The sequence below is a fragment of the Corynebacterium sp. HMSC06G04 genome, assembly GCF_001807365.1.
In the GTDB taxonomy this organism is placed as follows: Bacteria; Actinomycetota; Actinomycetes; order Mycobacteriales; family Mycobacteriaceae; genus Corynebacterium; species Corynebacterium simulans.
The window spans coordinates 93,951-119,394 of record NZ_KV788623.1 but is presented as its reverse complement, the minus strand read 5'-3'; the positions used below and the strand labels follow the sequence as shown (position 1 = coordinate 119,394).

The following is a 25,444-nucleotide window of genomic DNA, read 5'->3' as shown; positions in this document are numbered from 1 at the left end:
CATGGAAATCAAGGGGATCTAAAAAAACCCGCCAGCCCAATGCGAGCCAGCGGATTCCTAAACTAAAGAGCGATTTAGGCCAGTGGATTAACAGCGGCGCCGAACCACCACAGCGCTACCAGCACGGCGATGCCGATGACCACGAAGATCCACGAGGTAGCCAGTGGGCGACGCGTCCAAGAACGCTTTGCATCAAAGGAGATAAAGCCCGGGCCGGTAAACTGCAGTGCCACCGCAATAGCGAACAGCACCAGCGACAACCAGACGGAATCCGGCCAATTGAAGATGTCCAGGCCAGCGCCGGAGACGGCCAGCTCGTGCAGCGCCATAAAGCCGGTAACGACGAGGCCAATCATTGCCGCAAAAGGAGTCACTAAGCCGAGCAGCAAGAAGGCGCCAGCGATAAGCTGCATCGTCGGAACCGCGATAGCCAGCGGGGATGCGAAAGCATAATCAGCAAAGTCCGTTTCTAAGCCAGAAAGCCCCTCGCTGCCACCGAGCTTGAAGAAGGTGGTTGCACCGGCGATAAGCAAGTAAGCGCTCAGCGCGATACGCACGAAAAGCAGACCAAAGTCAATGGTTCCGCGGCGACCATACTCGCGGTAGCCATCACGGCGTACCTGCTCATCTTCCTTGGTCTCAGCCGGAACTTCATCCTCTACTTCTTCATCCTCATCGAGGTCAGCCGCGCTAGCCGGCATCGCAGTGGTAGCAAAGTCCTCGTCATCGTAGGCAGGCTCCGGCACCTCTTCCGCCTTCTCCACCTTCTCCGTCTTTGGCTCCTCCGCACGCGGCGTCTCAAACTGCCGGGTTTCAGTAGCCTCTTCCTCCTCAAGGGCCGCCTCTGGCACAGTCTGCGCGTTCGGCTTAATCTCCTGCGGCTCAGCGCGGCCGGCACGCTTAAACAAGCGGGACCGGGTGGGCTTTTCTTCAGCCTTCGCGTCGGCGTTATAGGTCGGGATATCGAGATCGTCGTCGAAGCTCGTTGCTTTATCGGGTACGTTCTTATCGCTCATACTTCAAACCTAGGGCAGCACCCAGCGCAAATGTTGCACATCACACGGCGCGGCGCGGGCTAGCCATAGATTTTTATCGACGCCTTGGCCACTTCCATTTAAAGGATGTACCATCGAGAAATAAACTTTGTTGACACGTATACAAAACTGCGCAGACCACTGGAGGGCCACTCGAAATGAGCACCAATTCAAAAGCCGACTGGGCCGGCGACGTTAAAAAGGCCTCACCCGACGGCGAATTTATCCGCGATACCAACTACATCGAAGACAGGATCTCCGGCCGGGTTAGCGAGGTTACAGCCCAAGATAACGGCACCTTCCACTGGCCACTAGAGTCCGGACGATACCGCCTGATTGCCGCCCGCGCCTGCCCATGGGCACACCGCGCCGTCATTACCCGCCGCCTCATGGGGCTCGAGGACGCCATCTCCTTGGGCCTGGCCGACCCCACCCATGACATCCGCTCCTGGACCTTCGACCTTGATCCGGGCGAAGTAGACCCGGTCCTCGGCATCGCGCGCCTTCAGGAGGCATACTTCAACCGCTACCCCGACTACTTACGTGGAATCACGGTCCCTGCGCTCGTCGAAGAGTCAACGAAGCGCGTGGTCACCAATGATTATTCTTCCATGGTGCGCGACTTCATCAAGGAGTGGACACCATTCCAGCGCGCCGGTGCGCCGAATCTTTACCCGGACGAGCACGCTGCCGAAATTGAAGAGCTAAACGACTATATCTTCCACAACATCAACAACGGCGTGTACCGTTGCGGCTTCGCCGGCTCCCAGGATGCCTACGAAAAGGCATACGCAGACCTCTGGGAGGCGCTCGATTGGGTTGAAAAGCGCTTGGGAACCCAGCGCTACATGGTCGGAGACCACATCACCGAGACCGATATCCGCCTTTTCGTCACGCTGATCCGATTTGATCCCGTCTACTACTCCCACTTCAAGTGCTCGCGGGCCAAGATGGCGGAAATGCCCAACATCCGCGGCTACCTGCAGGAGCTCTTCCAGCTTCCGGGATTCGGTGATACCACCGACTTCACTGAGATCAAGCAGCACTATTTCATGGTCCACACCGAAATCAACCCCACCAAGATTGTCCCGGTTGGCCCCAATATGGATTGGCTCGTGCAGCCACATGACCGCGAGCGCTTTGACGGTCAGCCTTTTGCTGCAGGCACCCAGCTTCCAGGACCACTCCCTGCTGGCGAAGAGATTAAGAATCCTGAGCCCTTCCAGCAGGCACTTGCCTCAAAACACTAGAGGCAGCAACCACTATCTCGGTGAGATGCTCGAGCATCTCTGACTCCAGGCGCCAGCGCTGCCAGTAGAGATCGATGTCCATCGGCTTATCATCCAAGACCTTAAGCTCCCCGGCGTCGATAAGCGGCCGCGCCTGCAGCTCACTGACCAGACCCCATCCCAGGCCGTAACGCACAGCGTCGAGATAGCCCTCGGAAGAAGGAATCTGTGAGACCCGCGCGCGGATGACATGCGAATCAATAAATCGCTCGCGCATCGCATCGTCCAAAATCTGATCGTTGGGGCCATATCCCACCAGCGGCATTGTCTCCCATGACTCAAACCCTTCAGCCAGGTTCGGGGCCGCCACCGCGAAATAGCGCAGCGAACCCAAGTAGGTCGACTCGCAGCCGGAGACCGGCGCATGCTCGCGGGTGATCGCACCCAGCACGTCGCCGCGATGCAGCATGGCCAGGCTGCGCGCTTCATCTTCAATGCGGATGCGCAGCGCCACCTCGCCGCGCTTGGCGACGTCGCGCACCACCTGCTTGAACCACGTGGCCAAGGAATCTGAATTGACCGCTACGGTAAGTGGCACGCGAGCCAGCCGGGCCTGCAGACGGGCATCCGTTTCCGCCTGCAGCAACGCCATGCGCCGGGCCGACTGCAGCAAAATCTCCCCCGCCTCGGTTGCCGTAACAGGCGTGGAGCGATGCAGAAGAATACGGCCCGTCTTCTGCTCAAGCGCCTTGATGCGCTGACTAACCGCCGAAGGAGTGATTCCCAACACTGCGGCCGCAACTTCAAAGCTGCCCTCTTCTAAAATCACCAGCAAAGTTTCCAAATGCACCGGGTTCATGAAGCTATTCTAAATCAGCTTTAGAATCATTAACTAGACTTCAGAACACTGCTCAGGCACACTAAATCTCATGTCAATTCTGCTCGCAGGCTTCCTTCTCGGTCTATCTCTGATCATCGCCATTGGCCCCCAAAATGCGTACATCATCAAGATGGGTGTTAAACGCGATCACATTAGCGCCATCATCCTCGCCTGCTTGCTTAGCGACGTCATCCTGATCAATGCCGGTGTCGGCGGCATGGGCGTCCTCGTGGAAAAGTTCCCTACCGGCCTAGTCATCATGAAGTACCTAGGTGCGGCCTACCTGCTTTACTTTGGCTTTAGCTGCTTCCGCGATGCCTTCAAGAAGGAACAAGAGGCACTCGTCGTCGAAAACACTCAGCCCACGGTGCAGCCACAGTCAGTCCACGGCTCTACTGCCGTCATAACCGCGCCCCGCCTTAAGTCACGCACCTGGCTAAAGCCCGTTATGGGAGCGATGGCACTGACCTGGCTCAACCCCCTGACATACGTTGACGTATTGGTCATGCTTGGCGGCATTGCACAGCAATATGGCCAGCAGCGCTGGCTTTTTGCCGCCGGCGCGCTGCTGGCCAGTGCCGTGTGGTTCCCCACCCTGGGCTATGGAGCATTCAAGCTTTCGCCTGTGCTTGCAAAGCCCACCACATGGCGTTATGTGAACTTCGCTATCGGTTGCGTGATGATGGTTCTGACAGCGAAGCTACTTCTTCATTAGCGAGTATTTTTACTTGCTGTTTGGCGTGAAGGGCTTGGCCTCGCCAGATTCGGCAGGAAGCTCCTCGTCCTCTTCTGGGTCACCGGTAGCGCCGGTTTCCTCAATCCACGCCTTGATTTCTTCTTCAGAGCGGTCAGTCTCGACTGCATCGCGCTCGGTGTAGTAGGTCGCTTCGTTGCGGTTCTCTTCCCACTCGCCCTTATCGAAGTCGACCTCCTCGTCACCGTCTAGACTCTCTGCAACTTCGGTCGCCAGATCCTCGTACAGTGTCTCGTCCTCCATGTTGGAGTCAACGATGTGTTGGCCGATTTCGTCATCGTAACGAGCAGCGTCGTATTCCTTATCTGGGTGCAGCTTCAGGTGCATCAGGGCACGGATACGCTCGCGGCGCATGCCCTCATCCCGGATCTGGCCAAGGGAACGCAGCCACGCAACGGCCAAGATGACCACCAGAATGAAGCCAATGTAACCCAGAACCGGGTAAACGTACTGCATCAGAGTCTTGAAGCCGGCGAAAGAAACCGCAAAGCCTGCCAGGCAGCCCGCCAGGAAGATCGGACGGTAACGGTCTTCATGGCCAGCGGACAGACGCTTGCCCAGCGCGTAGAACATGCCGATAGCGGTATTGAAGATCATCAGGTAGATGATAATTGCCATGATGACGCCCAGTACTGGGTGGATGGAGTCAACCAAGGTCAGCATCGGAATGTCAGAGTCACCGAGCATATCGGTGTTCATCAGCAGCGTAAAGCCTGCGATTCCCATCAGGACCGCATAGAGAGAGCCGCCGACAACGCCGCCCCAGCCTGCTTCGCGCGGGCTGATGTTATCGCCACCGATAACCAGGGACATGGACACCGCGAGAATCAGAGCTAGGCCGTTGTAGTTGAGCGCTGAAACCAACCAGTTGGAGATCGGAGACTCGATCTCAGCAGAAGCTGCGATAGCGGCACCCGGATCAGCGGGCATGTTCATCAACGTGTAGATGCCAACGCCCAAAACCGCGATGATGATGGTTGGCGTGAGCATACCGATGACCTGCGAGACCTTGTTGACGTCGAGCATGCCCACACCCATGACCATGACGAGCATGAGCAGTGAGCCCACCCAAGCCGACCAGCCGAACTGCTGCTCTAGGTTGGAACCTGCGCCTGCCAACATCACGAAGCCGACCGCAAACAAGGTCAAGATAACGGCCACATCGAGGCACTTGGAAACGATTGGGTGGGTGACCTCACGGAATACCTGGTTGTGCTCTGAGGCATGGAAGTAGCTACCCAACTGCAGGAAGACTGTGCCGGCCAGCGTCATTACGATGCCAGCAACGATGATTCCCCACACGCCAGATAGGCCAAAGGACGTGAAGTACTGCACGACTTCCTGGCCGGTTGCAAAGCCGGCACCGACGAGCAGTCCCACGAAGGACAAAGAAATGGACAGAATATTTTTGGTAGACACGTGTGTCTGATTGCCTTACTTATTAGACGATTTAATAAACGATAGCCTCGATCAAGAGTACGCAAGCCTAGCCCGCAAATCACAAACGCCCGAGCGCCAATCCTTTAAAACCTGAAAACTAGGCTCGATAGAAAAGCGCCCGGACCTGTGGAAACCCGAGAAGTATTTAGTTATTAAACGATTCGGTATCAATTACGAATCGGAACTTGACGTCACCTTCGACCACGCGATCGTAAGCTGCGTCAACCTCGTCTACATCCACCTTCTCGATGACTGCACCCAAACCATGCTCCGCACAGAAGTCGAGCATCTCCTGAGTCTCGGCGATGCCGCCGATATTGTTGCCCGTGAGGACCTTACCGCCGCCAACAATTCGGCTGAGCTTCAGCGACATTGCCTCCGGAGGCAGGCCAACCACGGACATAATGCCGCGTGGCTTCAGCAGCCCAAGGTAGCCCTCAAGATCGTACTGCGCCGAAATCGTGGAGAGGATGAAATCGAACTCACCACGGTGGTTCTTGAAGAAGTCCTCTTCCTCAGAGGTTGCGAGCGTGCGGTGTGCGCCAAGCTTCTTCGCTTCCTCCGCCTTGCGTGAGGTACGGGAGAGCACGGTGACGTCTGCGCCCTTTGCCGCAGCAATCTGGACGCCCATGTGGCCCAGGCCGCCGAGACCGACGATGGCTACTTTATCCCCCTCCTGGACGTTCCAACGCGCTAGGGGTGAGTAGGTGGTGATACCTGCACACAGCAGCGGTGCGGCAACGTCGAAGTCGAGTCCGTCTGGAATGCGCAGAACAAAATTCTCGTTAACAACGACCTTTTGCGCGTAGCCACCCTGCGTGATGGTCCCGTCGACGTCTTTAGAGTTATAGGTGCCAACGTTGCCGTTCAAGCAGTTCTGCTCCATAGCGGCCTGGCACTGCTCGCACTCTCCGCAGGAGTTGACGAGGCAGCCGACGCCGACGCGGTCACCAACCTTGAACTGGGTGACGTTCTCGCCCACCGCGGAGACAACTCCGGCGATCTCGTGACCGACGGTCAGCGGGAAATGAGCCTCTCCCCACTCATTACGAATGGTGTGGATATCAGAGTGGCAGATACCCGCGGCCTTGATGTCGATAACTACATCATCCTCGCGCGGGTCGCGGCGCTCGATTTCCACGACCTTGAATGGTGCATCGGGAGAGGTCTTCTGAAGTGCTTTAGTCTTAATTGGCATGAGAACCACCCTACGCCTGTTTTCATTACCGGCGCCTAATGAAAATGGCTCCCAAAACTCAATTAACCCTGCAGTTTCTCCGCAATCAGCTTGTTAACCTGCGCTGGGTCTGCCTTGCCGCGGGTGGCCTTCATGACGGCACCCACGATGGCGCCGGTGACCTTCGTGTTGCCAGCCTTGTACTTCTCCACGATGTCCGGGTTAGCGGCAAGAGCCTCGTCAACAGCAGCTTCAATCGCGCCGTCGTCACGCACAACCTCGAGCCCGCGCTTAGCGACGACCTCGTCAACGTCACCCTCGCCCGCCAAGACGCCGTCGACCGCCTGGCGCGCCAACTTGTTGGTCAGCTTGCCCTCGTTAATCAATGCGATAACGCGCGCGACCTGCTCCGGGCTGATATCGAGAGCGCTAAGCTCCACGCCGGCCTCGTTCGCCTTACCCGCCAGGTAAGAAACCCACCAGGAACGTGCCTCATCCGGCTTCGCGCCAGCTTCAGCGGTAGCGACGATGAGATCAAGCGCGCCAGCATTGACGAGGTCACGCATTTCTTCATCCTTCAAGCCCCACTCTTCCTGGATGCGAGCGCGGCGGATCCATGGCATCTCCGGCAAGGTCTTGCGGATCTCTTCCACCCACTCGCGGGAAACGATAACCGGCGGCAGATCCGGGTCGTTGAAGTAGCGGTAATCCTCAGCGGTCTCCTTTGGACGTCCCTTGGAGGTAGAACCATCCGCCTCCTGGTAGTGGCGGGTCTCCTGGACGATCTCGCCGCCATCGGTGATGACCTGGGCCTGGCGCTGCATTTCGAAGCGCACTGCCTGCTCCACGGACTTCAGGGAGTTAATATTCTTGGTCTCGGTACGGGTACCAAACTCCTCCTGGCCCACCGGGCGCAGGGAGAGGTTGGAGTCAACGCGCATAGAGCCCTGGTCCATGCGAGCATCAGAAACACCGAGGGCTGCAACCAGCTCGCGCAAAGCGGAAACATAAGCCTTGGCAACCTCAGGAGCGCGCTCGCCAGCGCCGATGATCGGCTTGGTAACGATCTCGATGAGCGGGATGCCGGCGCGGTTACAGTCCACCAGGGAGCTCGTCGCACCATGGATACGGCCGGTAGCGCCACCGATGTGAGTCAGCTTGCCGGTGTCTTCCTCCATGTGTGCTCGCTCGATCTCAACGCGCCACTCGGTGCCATCCTCCAGAACGACATCCAGGTAACCGTCGTACGCGATCGGCTCGTCGTACTGAGAGATCTGGTAGTTCTTCGGCTGGTCTGGGTAGAAGTAGTTTTTGCGCGCGAACCGAGAAGACTCAGCGATCTTGCAGTTGAGCGCAAGACCAATCTTGATTGCGCCCTCGACGCCGGCAGAGTTGACTACCGGCAGTGCGCCTGGCAGGCCCAAGGACACTGGGTCGACGTTCGAGTTCGGCGCTGCGCTGAAGTTCGTCGGCGATGTGGAAAACATCTTGGTTTGGGTATTGAGCTCGACGTGAACTTCCATACCCATTACTGGTTCGAACTTCTCTAGGACCTCGTCGTAGTCCATCAGGTCATAAATCGCAGCAGTCATGGGTGCCATCTTAGTATGAAGCCACGAACGCGCATGCATTCCCCTATGATGGCCGATACGGTTACGCGGCGTGCGCCCGAAACCACCGCATAACTAAAGCGAAACTACAGCGAAAGCAAGCCACAAACAGCTAAGGAGCCCTCAATGACCACCGCTTCCCCACAAGGAACCCCACACGCTGTTGACTATGGCCTCGTCACGTCTCTGGCCACCTCCCTCGTGTTCTTCGACAGCGCGCCCGATACCGAAGCGATGAAGTCCATGATTACACAAGCCTTCGGCAAGAACCTCGGACCGCTGGAGAAATCGGAGAAGTCCATGGTCGTAGAAATCAACGACGAGTATGCCCTCGCGTTTACTCCGGCCGCAGCAACTCGAGCAGACCTTGAAGGTGATCCATCCTTCCATCAGCACCCAATTCTGTCCGGCGATCCTGCAGGCTGGGAGGACATCGCGTGCATGGTCCTTATCAACGTCTTCCCCTCTAACGAGCGCCTCGAACTCATCAAGAACACCCGCGAGGCCCGTCTGCACCAGCTGGTCACGTTAGGCCTTGCGACGTCGGCAATTGCCCAGACTCCCGGCGCAATTGCGGTCCTTAACTCCGTGGGCCGCGTGGCCGAGAGCACGGAAAACTACGTTGAAGCTGTGGCCGATAAGCTGCCCGCGCACTACCTCGCGTCCACTTGGGTGGCACAGGACGACAACGGCCTTCAGGCCTATACTTTGGGCATGCCCATGCTCGGCCACCCAGAACTCCAGATCCGCGACTTCCAGGGCAGCCCCGACGAACTGTACTCCATGCTTGCCAACATTGCTGACTACGCCCAACAAGGCGCGACCTTAAAGGATGGCGACACCATGGCCTTCGCGGAGGGCGAACCCCCGATTCGCATCACTGCGGAGCCGTGGATTGTCGACGCCGACGTGCCCGCCCTTCGCATCCATTTCTAGGCAAAACGAAAAATGTCACCTCACAGGCGAGGTGACATTTTTTATATGCGTCCTATCTAGCCAAACAACGCTTGGGCGTTGGCATAACGCTTCGGCGGAACAACCTTCAGCTTGCCCACGGCTTCTTCCAGCGGAACCAGGTCGATGCTCTCGCCATGCAGCGCCACGCACATGCCCGACTTGCCATCGTGAGCGGCGCGAGCGGCATGGACTCCGTAGCGCGTTGCAAGCACACGGTCATAAGCAGTCGGCGTACCGCCACGCTGGATGTGGCCTAGCACCGTGGTACGCACGTCGTAGCCGGTGCGCTTCTTAATCTCGTCACCGATAACCTGGCCGATACCGTTGAAGGTCTGGTGACCGAACTGATCAACTCCGCCCTCTTCAAAGTCCATGGTGCCTTCCTTCGGCAACGCACCCTCAGCCACACAGATGATTCCGTACTTCTCGCCCATCTGGAAACGGCGTTCCATCGCCTTGGTGATGTCGGCGATATCGAAAGGCACCTCGGGAATGACCGTATAGTGCGCGCCGCCGGCCATGCCCGCGTGCAGTGCAATCCAACCCACGTGACGGCCCATGACCTCCACGATGAGGATGCGGTCATGGGACTCAGCAGTGGTGTGCAGGCGGTCGATAGCGTCAGTAGCCACGGATACTGCGGTATCGAAACCGAAGGTGTAGTCGGTGGCGTTAACGTCGTTGTCAATAGTTTTTGGTACACCAATGACCGGAATTCCATTGTCGGACAGCCACTTCGCGCCCTTTAGCGTGCCCTCGCCACCGATGGCAATGAGCGCGTCAACGCCAGCGTCTTCCATATTTGCCTTGATGGTATCCAGACCAGCCTTGAACTTATCGGGGTGCAGACGGCCAGTACCCAGAATGGTTCCGCCACGCAACAGGATGCGATCGATTTCGGCGTCGTCATAAAGATCTCGCCGGCGATCTTCCATCAGGCCTACCCAACCGTCTTCGTAGCCCACGACTGTGGAACCGAATTCGTTGGAAGCGGTGCGAACAACCGCGCGGATAACAGCATTCAGGCCGGGGCAATCGCCGCCGGAGGTAAGTACAGCAAGGCGCATGAGTTCCAACTTACCCGCTCATAATTTCGCTCGCACCGTGCAGGGTGTCCCGAAAGCTTAAGGAAGCCAGCCCACCGACTACAAGCACCGCTATGATGACGAAAAGTGCAGCAGAAATACCCGCCACCTGAAGTGCGGCCGAGACTGCCGCGACGCCGAGGACCGAGCCCACCTGGCGCGAGGTGTTGTACACGCCCGAAGCAGCCCCCATTAGATCCAGCGGTACGTCGCGCATAGTGGTCGCTGCATTCGAGCCCCAGATGAAGGATTGCCCGCAGCCCAGCACAGCAACCGGCGCGCACATCCACCACGCGCCGAAATCTAGGTTAATCACCACAAACGCCGCGCTAAACGACGCCGCCATAATCACGAAACCGGTAATCGCCAACCGCCGCGGGTCCAAGCGATCCGCCAAGATCCCAGCCACCGGTGAAATCAGTAAAGACACCAGTGCCATCGGCGCCACGATGACTCCCGCAGTTGCCGCCCCAACCCCCTTGTCCTGCTGTAGCCACAACATGATGGGCAGCATCATCGACGCGGCCATAAAGCCCATAGCAACGATTGCGAAGCTGCCCGCGGAGTAATTGCGGTCGTCGAAAAGCCGCAGCGGCACCAAAGCCTCGCTGCCAGCTCGAGATTGCAGCCACACAAAGGCTCCCAGGCCTGCGAGTCCTACGGCCAACAGTGCCCAAATCCAGCCATCCCAGCCAGTCTCAGGGCCTTGCTGAATGCCGAACACGAGGGCGCTCAAAGCAATAAAGGACACCGCCACCGAAACGCCGTCGACCTTGCGCGCTGTGGTCTTCAGCGCCGGAACACACATGGCCGAAAGCACCACTGCCGCAACCACGAAAGGAACGTGCACCCAAAACACTGCCGGCCAGCCAAAGCCACCAACAAGGAATCCGCCCAGCAAAGGTCCCAAAAGTGAAGCGACCGAACCAATAACTCCCCACACTCCAAGCGCACGTCCCCGCCGCTCACGGGCAAAGACGCGATTGATGACAGCCATCGACTGCGGCATCTGCAACGAGGCGCCGACGCCCTGCACCGCACGAGCGGCAATGAGAACCGAAATATTGGGCGCTAAAGCACAGGCCAGCGCACCCAAACCGAATACACTCACGCCCAGTTGGAACATTCGCTTTTGCCCGAAAATGTCTCCCAGGCGGCCCGTGCACAGCAATGGAACGACCACGCCCAACAAATAGATAGCCGAGACCCACAGCACCTCGTTGATAGAGGCACCTAGCCCTTTCTGGATGCTAGGCAAAGCAACTGCGATCATTGACTGATCGAGCAATGACACGAAAAAGCCCAGAGACAAGGCGAACATCGCCCGCCACGCCTGCCGCTCTGGTGGTAATCCTTCAGCTTCAAAAGTGGGCACATTCATGACTGCGAAGTCTAGCGACAGCCACCGACACGGGCCTAAACTGGCCGTCATGGCAATGATCGATATCAAGAAACCACAGCAAGTATCCACTGCTACCACCGTGGCCTTTGGCCTCATCGGTGGCTGGCTCAGCGCCAAGGAGACCGGCATTCGCCCGTTGGGCGGCGTCATCCTCGGTGCAGCGGGAATCTGGGCCGGCCGCAGCTGGTTGGCAAAGACCAACCCAGCTACCACCGCGGCCCTATCCGCACTCTATGTAGGCGCATTCGGCGCCTCGCACCCGCTGGCCAAGAAGATTGGCGCGTGGCCCGCCGTGCTGAGCGTAACGGCGGCCTCCGCGGGTGCTTCCTACGTCCTCTCAGACGCGAAGTAAAAGCTAGCTACTTACGGCCAGCTTCGTAGGCAGCGCCGACCTTGTACAGGCGGTCATCTGCGAAGGCCGGGGCCATGATCTGCAGGCCCGTCGGCAGGTTGGTATCAGATGCCATGCCGGCGGGCACGGACATGCCGCACACACCCGCGAGGTTCAATGGCAGCGTGCACAGGTCGAAGTTGTACATCGCCATCGGATCCTCAACCTTCTCGCCCAGCTTGAATGCGGTGGTTGGGGTGGTCGGGGAAACCAAGACATCGACCTTCTCGAAGGCCTTCTTAAAGTCCTGCGCAATCAGCGTTCGCACGCGCTGTGCCTGCAGGTAGTACGCATCGTAGTAACCCACGGACAACGCATAAGTGCCCAGCATGATGCGGCGCTTGACCTCAGGACCAAATCCCGCCGCACGGGACAAAGACATAACCTCTTCTGCGGAGTGCGATCCATCGTCGCCCTCGCGCAGGCCATAGCGCATGCCGTCGAAGCGCGCTAGGTTAGAAGAAACCTCACACGGCATAATCAGGTAGTAGGCGGCCAGCGCATCATCAAAGTGCGGGCAGTCCACCTCGACAATCTCCGCGCCCTGTTCTTTAAGCTGCTCTACCGCTGCGTGGTAAGCCTCCATGACGCCCGGCTGCCAGCCGTCGCGCTCAAATTGCTTAATGAGGCCGACCTTGACGCCAGTAAGATCGCCCTTTGCTCCTTCGCGAGCAGCCTCCACGACCGGCGCGACCGGCTTATCCACGGAGGTTGCATCGAATGCGTCGTGGCCAGCGATAACCTCATGCAGCAGCGCAGTATCCAGAACCGTGCGGGCGGTGGGGCCAGCCTGATCCAGAGAAGAAGCAGCAGCGATGAGGCCATAACGAGAAACGGTGCCGTAGGTCGGCTTCACGCCGACGGTATTGGTCAGCGCTGCCGGCTGACGGATCGATCCGCCAGTATCGGTACCGATGCCCAACGGCGCCTGGCCTGCCGCAAGAGCTGCAGCAGTACCGCCACCGGAGCCACCCGGGGTGCGCTCGGTGTCGTACGGGTTATGTGCCGGGCCATACGCGGAGTTCTCATTGGAGGAACCCATTGCAAACTCGTCCAAGTTGGTCTTGCCCAGAATCGGGATGCCCGCCTCACGCAGCTTGGTGACCAAGGTTGCGTCATAAGGAGACATCCAGCCTTCCAGCATCTTGGAAGCTGCGGTAGTCGGAGCGTCGGTAGTAACCAGTAGGTCCTTCAGAGCTAGAGGGACGCCAGCCAGTGCGGAGGCCGGCTTTTCGCCCGCATCGAGCGCCTTATCGACGGCGTCGGCAGTAGCCAGTGCCTGCTCCGCACCGACGTAGAGGAATGCGTTGAGCTCGTCGTTGGTCTCCGCGATGCGATCCAAGAATGCCTGCGTCACCTCGCGGGAGGTCAGCTCACGGGAATGGATCTTATCCGCCAGCTCCGCAGCGGAAAGGCTTAAAATTCCTTCTTCAGGTGCAATGAAAGTCGACATTATTCTTCTCCTCCACCCAAAATCTGCGGTACTACGAAACGATCATCCTCGGCAGCCGGAGCCTGATCCAAGGCCTGCTCGGCGGTCAGGGTGCGTACGATGACGTCCTCACGCATCGGAGCGACCACAGAGTGCGGGTGGGACATCGGCTCGACGCCCTCGGCGTCGACCTTGCCCACAGCAGACACGGAATCGACAATCTTGTCGATCTGCGTCGCAAACTGCTCCAGCTCTTCGTCGCTTAGCGCAAGGCGCGACAGCTTAGCCAGGTGCGCGACCTCTTCACGCGAAATCTCAGACACGCGTTCTCCATCCTTTAATACACAGACGTGATTGGTTACATTCTTGTAGCTATCGCACCATGGTACTGCACGAACAGGTTCCGACACAGCACCGGTCCCCGATCACCTACGCGCGAATTTAATTCCGGTTTTCCAGAAAATTTCTATTGAACACTGTGGAATTGGGCTTGTACGATAGTGAAAACTATTCTTACGACCGAAAGTTAAAAATGTCCTTCCTCGTCCGTGTCCTCCTTCCCGATACCCCCGGTAGCTTAGGCAAGTTAGCGGACGCTTTAGGCAACGTCGACGCCAATATCGAATCCGTCGACATCGTGGAAAACTTCCCTGATGGTTCAGTCATGGATGACATCGTGATTGAGCTACCCAAGGGCGCAATGGCCGATGAAATCATCACCGCCGCCCAAGGCGTCGACGGCGTCGATATCGATTCGATCCGCCCCTTCAGCGGCCGCGTCGATCGCCGGGGGCAGATTAGCTTGCTTGCCGACGTCGCTTCCAAGAAGAACGTCACCGCCGCTATGGAGGAGGTCTGCGCGGCCATCCCAAAGGCACTTACCTCTAACTGGGCCATCGTAATCAACAACAATGCCCCCATCAGCCGCGTGGTTGGCTCCGATGCCGCTCCCGCCGACGACGGCACCATCCCCGAAAGCATTGACGTCGACACTGCCCGAATCTTGAACCCAGACCGCGAGGATTGGATCCCCGAGTCCTGGTCACTTCTCGATTCCGCGCTGGCCGCAGCCCCACTGGTTGGCACCAACTACGTCATCGTCATGGGCCGAGTCGGCGGGCCGGATTACCTCGCTTCCGAGGTAGACCACTTGGGCAATCTCGGCACGATTTTGGGTGCTTTCCTCCGCTAATCTAGCGGCTCAGCCGTCAAGCCCTGAACAATCCTATCCAAACAGAGCAGGTAGTCCTCAAATTGCTGCCTGCCCTGCTTCGTAAGCTTCAGATTGGTTACCGGCGTGCGGGAAACAAATTGCTTATCCACTTTCACTAAGCCGGCCTGTTCCAAGATTCCAATGTGCTTAGTCAGAAGCGAATAGCTGACACCAAGGGCATCCTTTAGCGTCTGATAGTCAACCGAGTCAACTGAATTCAGCGCCCCAAGGATGCTCAACCGCACTGGAGAATGCAGCGTTCCATCAAGGCCATTTCGCGCTTGCGATAAGTCCATCGCTTTATCCCCCTATGCGTTTTTACGAGCCTGGTTTACAAACCATAGACCCAAAAGCGTGATTGGAGCTACGGACAAAGCACTGGCAATCACGACTACAACCGCATCAGCCAGATCGTTTGTCTCTGCATTCCACAGCCAACCCCCGAAAACGGCTAACGCTAGCGGAGGGATTGCACTCAATGCGTAGATGCGCCCAAATCCCCGAGGGTGAACACGACGGTTCTTGGTTTGCTCATCGCGAAAGCGCCACACCCAAGCAAGCCATATAAACAGCAAAATCACACGCACTAAGGCTCCCCACCCCTGCGTGTCTATAAGAAAATTCACCACTAGGAAAATTGCGGTTGCTAACCCAATCTTCACGAAGCCCCACCCCTCAGCTTCGCTCAGGCCACTTGGAAGACCCAATTTCCTACCACTAAAACGCTGTGTCATGACGTACCCCTTCACTACTTCTGACCTGACATTCATCAGAGTAACAACCACCTTACAAAACGTAAAGTGGTTTACGCCCCAGCTTCCAGCAGCTCCTTAAAGCCCTCCTCATCCAAGATGGTCAGGCCCAAATCCCTCGCCTTCGTTTCCTTCGAGCCGGCGTTCTCACCAACCACGACGTAATCCGTTTTCTTAGACACCGAGCCAGAAGCCTTTCCTCCCCTTGCGATGATGGCCTCCTTCGCCGAGTCGCGGGAGAAGTCCTCCAGGGTGCCGGTCACGACGATGGTAAGCCCCTCGAGCGTCTGCTCTAGTTTTTCGGTGACCGTATCTTCCATAGTCACGCCAGCATTCGCCCACTTTTCCACGATGTTGCGGTGCCAGTCGATTTCGAACCACGCCTTAAACGACGCCGCGATAATCCCGCCCACACCGTCGGTGTCCGCCAGCTCGCTTTCCGACGCCGCGCGCAGCGCCTCCATCGAACCGAAACGCGTCGCCAATGCACGCGCGGCAATCGGGCCAACGTGGCGGATCGAAAGGCTCACCAGCACGCGCCAAAAGTCAGTCTGCCGCGCGCTTTCCAAGTTCTTCAGCAGCTTCTTGCCTTGCGCGTTGAGCTTGCCCGCTTTGGTCGTATAGGCAGAAGACTGCAGCAGCTTTTCCTCATCCAAATCGAAGAGTTCCGCTTCGTCGACAAGCACGCCCGACTCGATGAGGTCAATGGCGGCCTTCTCACCCAAGGCCTCAATGTCCATGCCTTTGCGGGAAGCCAAATACTCCAGGCGGGCGGAAAGCTGCGCCGGGCAGCTGCGCGTATTGGGACAACGCCAGTCTTGATCGCCATCTTTTTGCGGTGCCAACTTCGTGCCACAGGATGGGCAGTTTTCCGGGAACACCCACTCATGCACGCTATCGTCGCGCAGTTCAAGAACGGGCCCCAGCACCTCAGGAATGATTTCACCGGCCTTGCGGATGACGATGGTATCGCCAATCATCACGCCCTTGTTCTTGACCTCGAACTGGTTGTGGAGGGTCGCCTTCGACACCGTCGAACCAGAAACGAATACCGGTTCCATCACTGCAAACGGCGTTATCCTGCCGGTACGTCCCACACCGACCTCGATGTCCAGTAGCTTCGTGGTCACTTCCTCCGGAGGGTACTTGTACGCGATGGCCCAGCGCGGCGCACGCGACGTCGCGCCCAGCGCCCTTTGTGAAGCCAAGTCATCGACCTTGACCACGAGACCATCCATCTCGAAGTAAGCATCATGACGATGCTCCGCCCAATACTTCACTTCCTTTTGCACGGCTGCAGCCGAGCTAACCTTCTTTGTATATGGCGAAACCGGTAAACCCCAGGCCTCCAGCGCCTTGTACGCATCATGCTGGGAGGTCGGCTCGAAACCCTCACGGGCACCGATGCCATGGCAGACCATGTGCAGGCGACGCTTCTTCACCTCATTCGGATCCTTCATGCGCAATCCGCCCGCTGCCGCATTGCGCGGATTAGCAAAGGTCGGCCTGCCGTCTTCGCGGCGTGCCGCGTTAATCTCCGCAAACTCGTCAGGGCGCATGTACACCTCGCCGCGGATTTCCACCAGCTCCGGAACGGGATATTCATCGCTGCCGCTGAGTTCATGCGGGATATCCGGAATAACCCGCGCATTCGCAGTGATATCCTCGCCGATGCGGCCGTCGCCACGCGTTGCAGCCGTAACAAGCTTGCCGCCGCGGTAAACCAAATCAATGGAAAGTCCGTCAATCTTCAGCTCAGTCAGATAGGACTTCGCCGGAGTCCTATCCAGCCAATCCTGCATCTCTGCCTCATCGAAGACATTGTCCAAGCTGTAGAGGCGCTCCAGGTGCTCAATATCCACGCCCTCGGCTGGGGTCGCGCCGACCTGCTGGGTCGGAGAATCCGGAACCGCCAACTCCGGATGCTCTGCCTCTAGCTGCAGAAGCTTTTGGAAAAGCTTGTCGAAATCTGCATCTGGAATCGCGGGCTCACCGTTGTAATAAAGCTCCCGGTGCTTGCGCACTTCCTGCGCTAGTTCGGACCATTCGCGTTGGATATCTACTGGATTAGTCACAGTGAAACAGTCTAGCCAGACTCCATGTCTGGCCGAAGCGCTAGAGTGTTCCACATGAACTTCGACGCCAGCCGCATGCTCTCCTTCGACCTCGAAACCACCTCCGTAAACCCAAAAGAAGCACGAATCGTCACCTCCGCATTGGTCCGTATTGATGGCCGTGAAGTGGACAAACGCGAAATGCTCGCCGACCCAGGCGTTGAAATCCCTGAGGCCGCTGCAAAGGTCCACGGCATCACCACTGAGAAGGCCCGCGCCGAGGGCCAACCGCATGACGAAGTCCTCGAAGAGACCGTCCGCTCCATCAAGCAGGCGTGGGAAGATGGCCTCACCCTCATCGTCTACAACGCCGCATACGATCTCTCCGTCCTGCGCGCGCTCACCGGTGATTTCACCGTCACCGGCCCTGTTTTCGATCCTTTCGTGGTTGATCGCGTCAAGGACAAGTGGCGCAAGGGCAAGCGCACGCTTGGCGACGTTTCCGCACACTACGGCGTCACCCTCGAAAACGCGCACGAAGCAACTTCCGACGCCCTTGCCGCAGCCCGCATCGCGTGGATGCAGGTCCGCCAGCGTTACCCCGAGCTTTCACAAATGAACACCGACGAGCTCATGGAGTACCAGGCCGTCGAGTGGTACAAGGACCGTGAATCCTTCAAGAAGTACTTGGAAGGTCAAGGTAAGGACGCAAGCGACGTCTCCACTGCGTGGCCGATGATTAGCTAAACATTGCAGATTTTTTAAAATTCTGGAATTCTAGAAATGTGAATTCCAGTACCTCTTCGAACCTTCTTGAGCAGCGACTCGCATCTCTTGAACAGCGAGTCGCCACTCTTGAAGGCAATACTCATGTAGAAGCACAATCCGATTCCCGCTACTGGCTCGTCGAGGCCCTCGAAGAAGGGCCCGGCATTCCCGACGGCTCCGTCATCTTTGGCGGCGACGTCACCATCGGCAATCGCGAGTACAAATACCAATGGCAGCGCCCCACCCAATTCGTCACCGACGAGTCTTGGGAAGAAAACATCAAACGTCTTACCGCCATCGCACATCCCACCCGCGCGGAGATCCTGCGTCGCCTCCTGTGTGCGCCCGCCAGCGCCAACGACCTTGTACAGGAGGGCCTGGTTAGCTCCACAGGAACCACCTATCACCACCTCAACGAACTCAGCAGCGCCGGGTGGATCGCCAAATCCAAGTCCGGCACCTTCGAAATCCGGCCGACCCGCGTCATCCCCCTCATGACAATCATCACGGCGGCGGAGGCGCACTAATGAACTTTTCCATTGGCAAACTCGCAATCGGATTCCTGGTCACTGTTCTCGTGGCATCCGGCCTTGTCCTGGTAGGCCCTCACCGCATTGCCCTGGCAACCGAGGCCACTGGCTCGACCGACCTAGCCCAGAAGCTGCGTGACAATGCGCAGCGCGGACACCACAATCTGACGGCCTTTACGCTGTCGAACGGCAAGGTCTCCTTCGCAGGCCTTGGCGCCGATGAGCACACCGAAGTCGAAATCGGTTCGGTAACCAAGATGTTCACCGCGGAACTCATCCGCCAAGAGGTCTCTGAAGGCAACCTCAAATACGACGCTAGGGTTGGTCAGTTTCTTGATACCGGCGATTCCCCTATCAGCGATGTGCGCATCGAAGAGCTAATGGAGCACACATCAGGGCTACCAAGACTCGCTGCAACTAATCCCTTTACCGGAATCTCCACCATGCTCACAGGAGGCAACCCCTACGCGAAAGAAACTAAAGAGCAACTCATCGATGCCGCCACTTCCTCCGACCTCGCAGGTCGCGGCGAAGAGAATTATTCCAACCTCGGCTACGGACTTCTCGGGCTCATCTTGGAAGAGGCTTCCGGTAAGCCTTTCGAACAACTGCTGCAAGAGAAAATCTTTGCACCGATTGGAATGCACGAGACTTACCTCATGACCCCAGGCAGCGTTCCTTCCGATGCCCCGCATGGCTACACCAGTCGCGGAGAAAAGGCTCAACCCTGGGAATTTCCAGCAAGTGGCGCCGCCGGCGGTATTCGGTCAACACCCAAAGACATGAGCTTGTTCGCCAATTGGCTCATCGTACAAGGCGACTTCCAGCATGGCTGGCAAGAAAACGAGGCCCCAGTTCCCGCTGGTTACTGGCACAACGGAGGCACTTACGGATATTCGACAATGCTCATTATCGATCCGCAGAGTTCAAAAGTAGCCTTCGTCTCAAACGACACCGAGAAGGGCACTGAAGAACTCGCTCGCACTATTTTTGGGGAGCTAGATTGATGTTTTCACTTGTAGTAATTATCGGTCTTCTGCTGAACATTGCGTGGCACCTCGTGAGAACTAAAACAGTATCCACAAACCGCATAGTCGACGTTTGCATAACCTGCATTGTCGTTGCTCTCCTCGGGCGAACCCTGCCTTGGAACTCCGATCTCAGCGTGTTCTGGTGGTACGCTTTGGTAGCCATGACGGCACTTTATGCTGGAAAGGTGGCCTTTCACGGAAAGTCTCCCAAATCTCCGGCCGCCAGAAAGTCTCCTAAATCTCCCAAACCTCCCATCTTGAGGTAGTCTTGCCGTCTATGAGCACCCGCAGTAATCCTTTCCGCCCCACCTTCGGAGTCCCGCCTCTTTATTGGGTGGGCCGTACTGCTGTGCTCGATGCATTCCGCAATGCCCTGCAGTCCCCAGCCGGCGCCTCCGCTCGCACGATGATCGTCAGCGGTGCACGCGGTATCGGAAAGACAGTTCTGCTCAATGAACTGGAGGATTCTGCGAAAGCACAAGGCTGGATATGCATTCGAGCTTCTGGGCGCACCAACATGGTCGAGGAACTCGTCGAGACCACCATTCCGCGGTTGATCGAGCAACTCGCGCCCCGAGATAAGCGGAAAATCAACCGCATCGGCATCGGCGGGGTCGGCTCAATCGGCCTGGAGCACAACACGGATGAGCCTTATAAGCCCACGCTAAATACCCGCCTCCGCGATCTCCTCGCCGAACTCTCAGGAGTCGGAATTCTGCTCAGCATCGACGAAGTGCAAGACGCCTCAGTAGAAGACCTCACTTCTATCGCTGTGGCCTACCAGGATCTCCTGCGCGATGAGCTCGACATTTCCTTTGTCGCCGCTGGATTGCCGCAAGGCATCAACCGCCTGCTCGATCTCCCAGGCGTTACTTTCCTGCGCCGCGCCCAAAGATTCGTTCTGGGTCCGCTTTCTGCAGGCAACGCCGCCGAGGCCTTTACTGCCACCGCAGCTGACTCGGGCCTTAATTTCTCATCGGAGGCCATCAGCAAGGCCGTCGAGCTGTCGAAGGGCTACCCATACCTCGTGCAGCTGGTGGGTTCCTTGGCTTGGGAGCGCGCAAACGTCCGCAACGAGACCCAGATTGAAGCTTCAGACGTAGACAGCATTGCCGACGAAGCCATTTCCATCCTGTGCACTCAAGTGCACTTGCCCGCCGCGTCTTCGCTGCCTCCTGCTCAGCGCCAGTTCCTTGACTCGATGTCTAGCGCTTCCGTTGATGGCATCGCCACGATTACGGAAATTGCAGAAAGCCAAGGCCGCACGGTCCGCTCGCTTTCGGCAACGCGCCAAAGACTCATAGACGCTGACCTCATCGAGCCCGCCGCCCACGGCGAACTGCAATTCGTCATCCCCTACATGGAGCGCTTCTTCAACTCCACCGACAAGCTCGGCAGGGTCGACTAGCTATAGATCACCGGCGTCGCGCACCAACATGCCCGCCGTCTCCACAGCCGAGCGCAGCGTGCTTGCCGACGCCTCCCTTGGCACCACGTCCACCGCATCCACCAGGAGCTGCCGTGGCATTCCCATGCGGTCGAAGTGCCGGGCCACAGCCACTGCTTCTGCCCGCGCATCGACGCCCGCGATTGCGAAACCGATTCGCTTGCCTTTGCTTAAGAACTCCCCAAGTCCATCGATGTTTTGCGCGGTGCCCAGTCCTGCAGAATCAGTCACAAAAGTCTTCGCCGCGCCCGCTACTTCCCAATGCGGCCCCGCGACTAGGTAATCCGCCCCCAGCTCCTTCAGCTTCTCCCGAGCAACCTCCGCTGGGACCGCGCGAATCTCGTCAAAGTCGGTGGTACCGGGCACCTTTCCAGTAAGGACGTCGCCAAGCAAAGGCTCGTCCACCTGCACCCGCACCTCACCGTGGAAGCGACGCACCAGCTTCTTCACGTGCTCCCCGATGCCCATCTGCAGGGCTTCATGCAGATCGCGGGTAGCACCGGCGTCGGAAAGCACGCGGTGTCCATTCGCAAGCTCTACCGCCGCTGCTAAGCTCCACGGCCCCAAAACCTGCATCTTAAATACGGGGACAGACTCGCCCCATACCTCTTGGATGGCGTCCAAATCACGCTCCCACAGATCCCAGGTGCGTCGCATCATCAGCTGTGGGCGCTGGGTCATCTGCCACGCGCGTGGGCCGCGGTCAACGTTGACCGCTTCTAAAAGCGCGGCCGTAGAACCCACGGCATCCGCACCGAGCCCGCGCTCGGGAAGCTGCGGAATCGCCGGCAGATGTCCAGACTCGCCCATCACGATGTCGGCGGCCTCCTCCATGGAAACCCCACGCATCGGACCCAGCGAAAATCCCGTCACTATGCCGTCCCGCAGATGGTGCCGGAACCGAGGACGATATCCCCCAGCTCATCGGGGCTTGGCAGGTACAGCACTGCGGCCTGGCCGCGTGCAACACCGGAGAGCGGTTCTTTTAGCTCCAGCGTCATCTTGTCGCCCTCGCGGTCCACAAACGCCTTGCAGGGAACAACCGACCCGTGCGCGCGAACCTGAACCTCGCACTCCAGCGCGCCGTCCATGGCCGGGTGCAGATACTTCAAGCGATCTGCCTGAATGCTCGTCACCGCCAAGTCCTCGCGCGAACCCACGGTCACGGTGCCGCTCGCTGCATCGATGTCGGTGACATAGCGCGGGCGACCGTCTGCCGTCGGCTCCTTGATGTCAAGGCCCTTGCGCTGACCGATGGTGTAGTTCCATGCACCGTCATGTTGCTTGAGCTCCTGGCCCTCCTGGTCCACGATCATGCCTGGACGCAAACCAATTCGCGAGCCCAAAAATGCCTGCGTATTGCCATCCGGAATAAAGCAAATGTCATAGGAGTCAGGCTTTTTGGCCGTGGAAAAACCATGACGGGCCGCTTCCTCGCGAATCTGCGGCTTTGGGGTATCGCCGATCGGGAAATAACAATGCTCTAGTTCCTCCGCGGAAATAACGCCCAGAACATAGGACTGATCCTTGTTTTCATCCTTGGAACGGCGCATATAGCCGGCGTCGTCAAGCGTGGCGTAATGGCCCGTTGCTACGGCGTCGAAGCCCAACGCCATACCTTTTTGGAGTAGCGCGCGAAACTTGATCTTCTCGTTGCAGCGCAGGCACGGATTCGGAGTCTCGCCGCGGGCATAAGAATCCACGAAGTCCCCGATGACCTCTTCCTTAAACTGCTCGGAAAAATCCCAAACGTAGAAAGGAATACCCAGCTTGTCACAAATGCGACGCGCGTCTGCAGAATCCTCCAAGGAACAGCAACCCCTGGCCTTTTCGCGGGTTTGTTGTGCATCTTTGTGCAGTGCCAAATGCACTCCCACTACATCGTGGCCTGCTTCCACGGCGCGGGCCGCGGCCACAGAGGAATCGACTCCGCCTGACATCGCTACGAGAACTCGCACTTAAACTCCTTTTCTTCGGCGGCCAAGCTTACTCTTCCAACCCATTAAGCTTAAATGCATGCGCAAAAAGGACGATCTCGTTGGCACCTACGAAATTTCTACGGGCACCGCGGAGGTCGTGGCGGACGAGTACCACGATAGCGGATACACACTTATGGTCAATGGAGTACCTTCAAGCCACATCGTGTTGGGCGCACCGGAAATCCTCGAGTTTGAGTACATGCGCTGGATTGCCGCCGCAGTCGAAACGCTTCTGCCAGTAGCACCCGATACCCTCCGCATGACACATCTGGGTGGTGCAGGCTGCTCGCTCCCTCGCTATTTCGCCAGCATTTGGCCCAAGTCCCGCCATACCGTAGTGGAACTCGATGCCAAGCTCGGCGAATTAGTACGCACGCTTTTCGACGTCCCCCGTTCCCCCACCGTCAAAATCCGCGCCGGCGAAGCTCGCGCGGTCACCGATGGCTTCGCACCCGCTAGCCGCGACGTCATTATTCGCGATGTCTTCGCTGGCGACAAGACCCCACATCCGCTTACTACCCGCGAGTTCTTTCAATCGGTCCACCGCGCCTTGGTGCCTGGAGGACTCTACGTTGCCAATTGCGGAGATCACCGAGATCTCAAAATCGCAAAGTCGGAATTGGCCGGAATGAAGGAGGTATTCGAGCACGTGGCCGTAATCGCGGATCCCCCGATGCTCAAGGGACGGCGTTACGGCAACATCGTTCTTCTCGCCTCAGATCGCGAAATGCCAGCTGCCGGCTCCGTGGAAGCCGCACAACTGGCAAAATCACTGCTATCCGGCGCTGTCCCCGCCCACTATAAGCACGAGGCGTGGACCGCGAACTTCATGCAAGGCGCTACTGCGCGAGCTGATTAACAGCGTCCTGTGCTTGCTCGACCTGGTTCGGGTTGGCACCGTTGGCGGTGGCAACGTGGCCGGCGTTGTCTAGAAGGATTGCAAGGTCACCGACGGTGAAGTCACCGGAGGCCATGCCAACCAGGTCCTCAATCGGCAGGTTACCGTTCTGGGTTAGCTGCTTGACAAAGTCGGTAAATACACGTGCTGCGTTTCCGTCCAAACCTGCCTGCTGCGCGGCATCGATAAGCTGCGGGCTCGCAATGATACCTGCTGCCAATGCGAGGATCGCGCCGATCAGCGGTGCGCTGTTGGAGCTCAGGTCTGGCGCGTCGTCGCCAAGCACAAGCCCCTCGAGGATGCCACCGATGTCCAGGTAGTTGCCGTTGCTGAAGGAATCCAGCTGACCCTCGTTGCCGTTAAAGACGTTCATATCGACCGGACCGGTGATGCCGTTGACGCGGCCAGAGCCGGAGCGCTGCCAGAACGAAATCTTATTCCAGCCACCGACTGGATCCGGCGCCTCATCCTGGTAGGCCGCGAGCCATAGCGGCATGTCGGAGAACTCCGTGGTGTTCCCCATCTGCCCCATCCAGAAGTACTTATAGGTATAGATCATCGGGGTACGGCCGGTTAGCGTGCGTAGCTCCGTGGTGAAATCACGGATCCACTGCTCGAGCTGCGCCGAAGAAAGACCTTCATCAACCTCAATATCGAGCACGGGCGGCAGCGTTTGATTCGGAACCAGCGCAAGCTGTGCAGCAAAATGCGCCGCCTGGCGCGTGGCTGACGACGCCGGGCGTGCGTAGTGGTAAGCACCAACCTTCAGGCCGTTCGCTGCGGCAGCGTTCGAGTCGGTGATGAAGTGGGGATTCGTCCAGTCGGAGCCCTCGGTTGCCTTAACGAAAGCAAAGGACTGGCCGTCGGACTTTACTTCGCCCCAGTTGATCGGAGCCCCGCCCGGGTGCTGATGGTTTGCAATATCGATACCCGTGGTCGCACCGGAGGTCCAGGCGCCGGCTGTCATCGTGCCTGCGACAGCAAGCGCCACAGAACCAACAACGGCGACGATAGCCTTGCGCATTCCCTTAGATGAAGTCATGCGCGCTACTGTACCGACGAAACAACACAATCCCCTTTAGTAACACGCGTATCTTTGCTTTTATTTTTGCCCAGTTTTCTCTTCCCTTATCATTCGTACATATTTTCGATTTTCTGTTGATTGGGTTCGGTGGGCTGGATATAATGAGGGCATGAAGATTTCAAGGCAGTTTATTCCAACGGGGGTATGGAAAATTGGAAGCATATTACCTTGTAAATGACCCTTCCAGCACATTAGCAACCTCAGCCCGCAACATCCGTAAGCTCGAGTTCAAACAATGGGAAAATAGCCTCCCTGATCTCGATTCAGACATCGAACTAGTTATCCATAGTTTGGCCA

General features: G+C 57.9%; 25 protein-coding genes. 10 read left to right on the top strand and 15 right to left on the bottom strand.

From position 1 onward, the window contains the following. Positions 1-74 precede the first annotated feature (74 nt). Positions 75-1,016 carry a DoxX family protein gene (locus HMPREF3158_RS09830; RefSeq protein ID WP_070498364.1) on the bottom strand — a complete coding sequence of 314 codons (942 nt, stop codon included), beginning with the start codon at positions 1,014-1,016 and terminating at the stop codon, positions 75-77. A 176-nt stretch (positions 1,017-1,192) separates the two neighbouring features. Here HMPREF3158_RS09830 and HMPREF3158_RS09825 point away from each other — a divergent pair, with 176 nt between their 5' ends. Next, a complete protein-coding gene (locus HMPREF3158_RS09825) occupies positions 1,193-2,284 on the top strand; it encodes a glutathione S-transferase family protein (protein WP_070498362.1) in 1,092 nt (363 codons plus the stop codon). On the opposite strand, the gene HMPREF3158_RS09820 is transcribed toward HMPREF3158_RS09825, so the two are convergent. After that, positions 2,238-3,122, bottom strand: coding sequence for a LysR family transcriptional regulator ArgP (locus tag HMPREF3158_RS09820; protein ID WP_062035231.1), 885 nt, complete (start codon positions 3,120-3,122; stop codon positions 2,238-2,240). The two genes, HMPREF3158_RS09825 and HMPREF3158_RS09820, sit on opposite strands and share 47 nt — an antisense overlap. A gap of 70 nt (positions 3,123-3,192) precedes the next feature. On the opposite strand from HMPREF3158_RS09820, the gene HMPREF3158_RS09815 reads away from it, so the two are divergent. Continuing rightward, positions 3,193-3,858: a LysE/ArgO family amino acid transporter gene (locus HMPREF3158_RS09815; protein ID WP_070456143.1), complete on the top strand. Its 666-nt coding sequence runs from the start codon at positions 3,193-3,195 to the stop codon at positions 3,856-3,858. 9 nt (positions 3,859-3,867) lie between these two features. Here the strand turns inward: HMPREF3158_RS09815 and HMPREF3158_RS09810 are convergent, their stop codons facing one another. From HMPREF3158_RS09810 to gatB, 3 genes are all read right to left on the bottom strand, one after another. Then, positions 3,868-5,316 (bottom strand): YkvI family membrane protein, encoded by a 1,449-nt coding sequence (locus tag HMPREF3158_RS09810; protein ID WP_070456145.1) that lies wholly within the window; start codon positions 5,314-5,316, stop codon positions 3,868-3,870. A gap of 166 nt (positions 5,317-5,482) precedes the next feature. Beyond that, positions 5,483-6,535 carry an NAD(P)-dependent alcohol dehydrogenase gene (locus HMPREF3158_RS09805; RefSeq protein WP_070456147.1) on the bottom strand — a complete coding sequence of 351 codons (1,053 nt, stop codon included), beginning with the start codon at positions 6,533-6,535 and terminating at the stop codon, positions 5,483-5,485. 62 nt (positions 6,536-6,597) lie between these two features. Further along, positions 6,598-8,106, bottom strand: coding sequence for an Asp-tRNA(Asn)/Glu-tRNA(Gln) amidotransferase subunit GatB (gene gatB / locus HMPREF3158_RS09800; RefSeq protein ID WP_070498360.1), 1,509 nt, complete (start codon positions 8,104-8,106; stop codon positions 6,598-6,600). 144 nt (positions 8,107-8,250) lie between these two features. Between gatB and HMPREF3158_RS09795 the strand changes: the two genes are divergently transcribed. Continuing rightward, entirely contained in the window at positions 8,251-9,060 is an 810-nt protein-coding gene (locus HMPREF3158_RS09795; protein ID WP_061922088.1) for a DUF4261 domain-containing protein, read from the top strand. A 56-nt stretch (positions 9,061-9,116) separates the two neighbouring features. On the opposite strand, the gene HMPREF3158_RS09790 is transcribed toward HMPREF3158_RS09795, so the two are convergent. Together HMPREF3158_RS09790 and HMPREF3158_RS09785 are read right to left on the bottom strand one after the other, a co-directional pair. Continuing rightward, on the bottom strand, positions 9,117-10,148 hold the full coding sequence (locus HMPREF3158_RS09790; RefSeq protein ID WP_061922085.1) for an ATP-dependent 6-phosphofructokinase: 1,032 nt from the start codon (positions 10,146-10,148) through the stop codon (positions 9,117-9,119). A 10-nt stretch (positions 10,149-10,158) separates the two neighbouring features. Next, positions 10,159-11,547 carry a DHA2 family efflux MFS transporter permease subunit gene (locus tag HMPREF3158_RS09785; protein ID WP_070498487.1) on the bottom strand — a complete coding sequence of 463 codons (1,389 nt, stop codon included), beginning with the start codon at positions 11,545-11,547 and terminating at the stop codon, positions 10,159-10,161. 49 nt (positions 11,548-11,596) lie between these two features. Here HMPREF3158_RS09785 and HMPREF3158_RS09780 point away from each other — a divergent pair, with 49 nt between their 5' ends. Next, positions 11,597-11,920, top strand: a complete 324-nt coding sequence (locus HMPREF3158_RS09780; protein ID WP_061922175.1) for a hypothetical protein — start codon at positions 11,597-11,599, stop codon at positions 11,918-11,920. A gap of 7 nt (positions 11,921-11,927) precedes the next feature. On the opposite strand, the gene gatA is transcribed toward HMPREF3158_RS09780, so the two are convergent. Beyond that, complete coding sequence (gene gatA, locus HMPREF3158_RS09775; RefSeq protein WP_061922079.1) at positions 11,928-13,412, bottom strand: Asp-tRNA(Asn)/Glu-tRNA(Gln) amidotransferase subunit GatA; 1,485 nt, start codon at positions 13,410-13,412, stop codon at positions 11,928-11,930. Further along, entirely contained in the window at positions 13,412-13,714 is a 303-nt protein-coding gene (gene gatC, locus HMPREF3158_RS09770) for an Asp-tRNA(Asn)/Glu-tRNA(Gln) amidotransferase subunit GatC (RefSeq protein WP_061922076.1), read from the bottom strand. Before gatC ends, gatA begins: the two co-directional genes overlap by 1 nt. Before the next feature lie 209 nt (positions 13,715-13,923). Here gatC and HMPREF3158_RS09765 point away from each other — a divergent pair, with 209 nt between their 5' ends. Continuing rightward, complete coding sequence (locus HMPREF3158_RS09765) at positions 13,924-14,583, top strand: ACT domain-containing protein (RefSeq protein WP_061922074.1); 660 nt, start codon at positions 13,924-13,926, stop codon at positions 14,581-14,583. On the opposite strand, the gene HMPREF3158_RS09760 is transcribed toward HMPREF3158_RS09765, so the two are convergent. The 3 genes from HMPREF3158_RS09760 to ligA all read right to left on the bottom strand — a co-directional run bounded on the left by HMPREF3158_RS09760 (position 14,580) and on the right by ligA (position 17,431). After that, on the bottom strand, positions 14,580-14,900 hold the full coding sequence (locus HMPREF3158_RS09760) for a winged helix-turn-helix domain-containing protein (RefSeq protein ID WP_061922071.1): 321 nt from the start codon (positions 14,898-14,900) through the stop codon (positions 14,580-14,582). The genes HMPREF3158_RS09765 and HMPREF3158_RS09760 overlap by 4 nt on opposite strands. A 12-nt stretch (positions 14,901-14,912) precedes the next feature. Further along, positions 14,913-15,338 carry a hypothetical protein gene (locus HMPREF3158_RS09755; RefSeq protein ID WP_141741037.1) on the bottom strand — a complete coding sequence of 142 codons (426 nt, stop codon included), beginning with the start codon at positions 15,336-15,338 and terminating at the stop codon, positions 14,913-14,915. Between the two features lie 71 nt (positions 15,339-15,409). Beyond that, positions 15,410-17,431, bottom strand: coding sequence for an NAD-dependent DNA ligase LigA (gene ligA / locus HMPREF3158_RS09750; protein ID WP_070498355.1), 2,022 nt, complete (start codon positions 17,429-17,431; stop codon positions 15,410-15,412). 54 nt (positions 17,432-17,485) lie between these two features. Here ligA and HMPREF3158_RS09745 point away from each other — a divergent pair, with 54 nt between their 5' ends. The 4 genes from HMPREF3158_RS09745 to HMPREF3158_RS09730 all read left to right on the top strand — a co-directional run bounded on the left by HMPREF3158_RS09745 (position 17,486) and on the right by HMPREF3158_RS09730 (position 21,147). Further along, on the top strand, positions 17,486-18,157 hold the full coding sequence (locus tag HMPREF3158_RS09745; protein ID WP_070432866.1) for a 3'-5' exonuclease: 672 nt from the start codon (positions 17,486-17,488) through the stop codon (positions 18,155-18,157). 38 nt (positions 18,158-18,195) lie between these two features. Continuing rightward, positions 18,196-18,705 carry an ArsR/SmtB family transcription factor gene (locus HMPREF3158_RS09740; RefSeq protein WP_070498351.1) on the top strand — a complete coding sequence of 170 codons (510 nt, stop codon included), beginning with the start codon at positions 18,196-18,198 and terminating at the stop codon, positions 18,703-18,705. Then, complete coding sequence (locus tag HMPREF3158_RS09735) at positions 18,705-19,715, top strand: serine hydrolase domain-containing protein (RefSeq protein ID WP_246816205.1); 1,011 nt, start codon at positions 18,705-18,707, stop codon at positions 19,713-19,715. Before HMPREF3158_RS09740 ends, HMPREF3158_RS09735 begins: the two co-directional genes overlap by 1 nt. Before the next feature lie 301 nt (positions 19,716-20,016). Further along, a complete protein-coding gene (locus HMPREF3158_RS09730) occupies positions 20,017-21,147 on the top strand; it encodes an ATP-binding protein (protein WP_070498349.1) in 1,131 nt (376 codons plus the stop codon). On the opposite strand, the gene HMPREF3158_RS09725 is transcribed toward HMPREF3158_RS09730, so the two are convergent. Together HMPREF3158_RS09725 and mnmA are read right to left on the bottom strand one after the other, a co-directional pair. Beyond that, positions 21,148-22,059, bottom strand: a complete 912-nt coding sequence (locus HMPREF3158_RS09725; protein ID WP_083291075.1) for a uroporphyrinogen decarboxylase/cobalamine-independent methonine synthase family protein — start codon at positions 22,057-22,059, stop codon at positions 21,148-21,150. It abuts the gene before it with no gap. Beyond that, the gene (gene mnmA / locus HMPREF3158_RS09720) at positions 22,059-23,144 is read right to left on the bottom strand and encodes a tRNA 2-thiouridine(34) synthase MnmA (RefSeq protein WP_070498346.1); all 1,086 of its coding nucleotides are present in this window, start codon (positions 23,142-23,144) and stop codon (positions 22,059-22,061) included. The genes HMPREF3158_RS09725 and mnmA overlap by 1 nt, the downstream gene beginning before the upstream one ends. Before the next feature lie 58 nt (positions 23,145-23,202). Here mnmA and HMPREF3158_RS09715 point away from each other — a divergent pair, with 58 nt between their 5' ends. Continuing rightward, complete coding sequence (locus tag HMPREF3158_RS09715; protein WP_070498343.1) at positions 23,203-24,024, top strand: spermidine synthase; 822 nt, start codon at positions 23,203-23,205, stop codon at positions 24,022-24,024. Here HMPREF3158_RS09715 and HMPREF3158_RS09710 read toward each other — a convergent pair. Continuing rightward, a complete protein-coding gene (locus tag HMPREF3158_RS09710; protein ID WP_070432861.1) occupies positions 24,005-25,105 on the bottom strand; it encodes a glycoside hydrolase family 25 protein in 1,101 nt (366 codons plus the stop codon). The two genes, HMPREF3158_RS09715 and HMPREF3158_RS09710, sit on opposite strands and share 20 nt — an antisense overlap. Positions 25,106-25,444 lie beyond the last annotated feature (339 nt).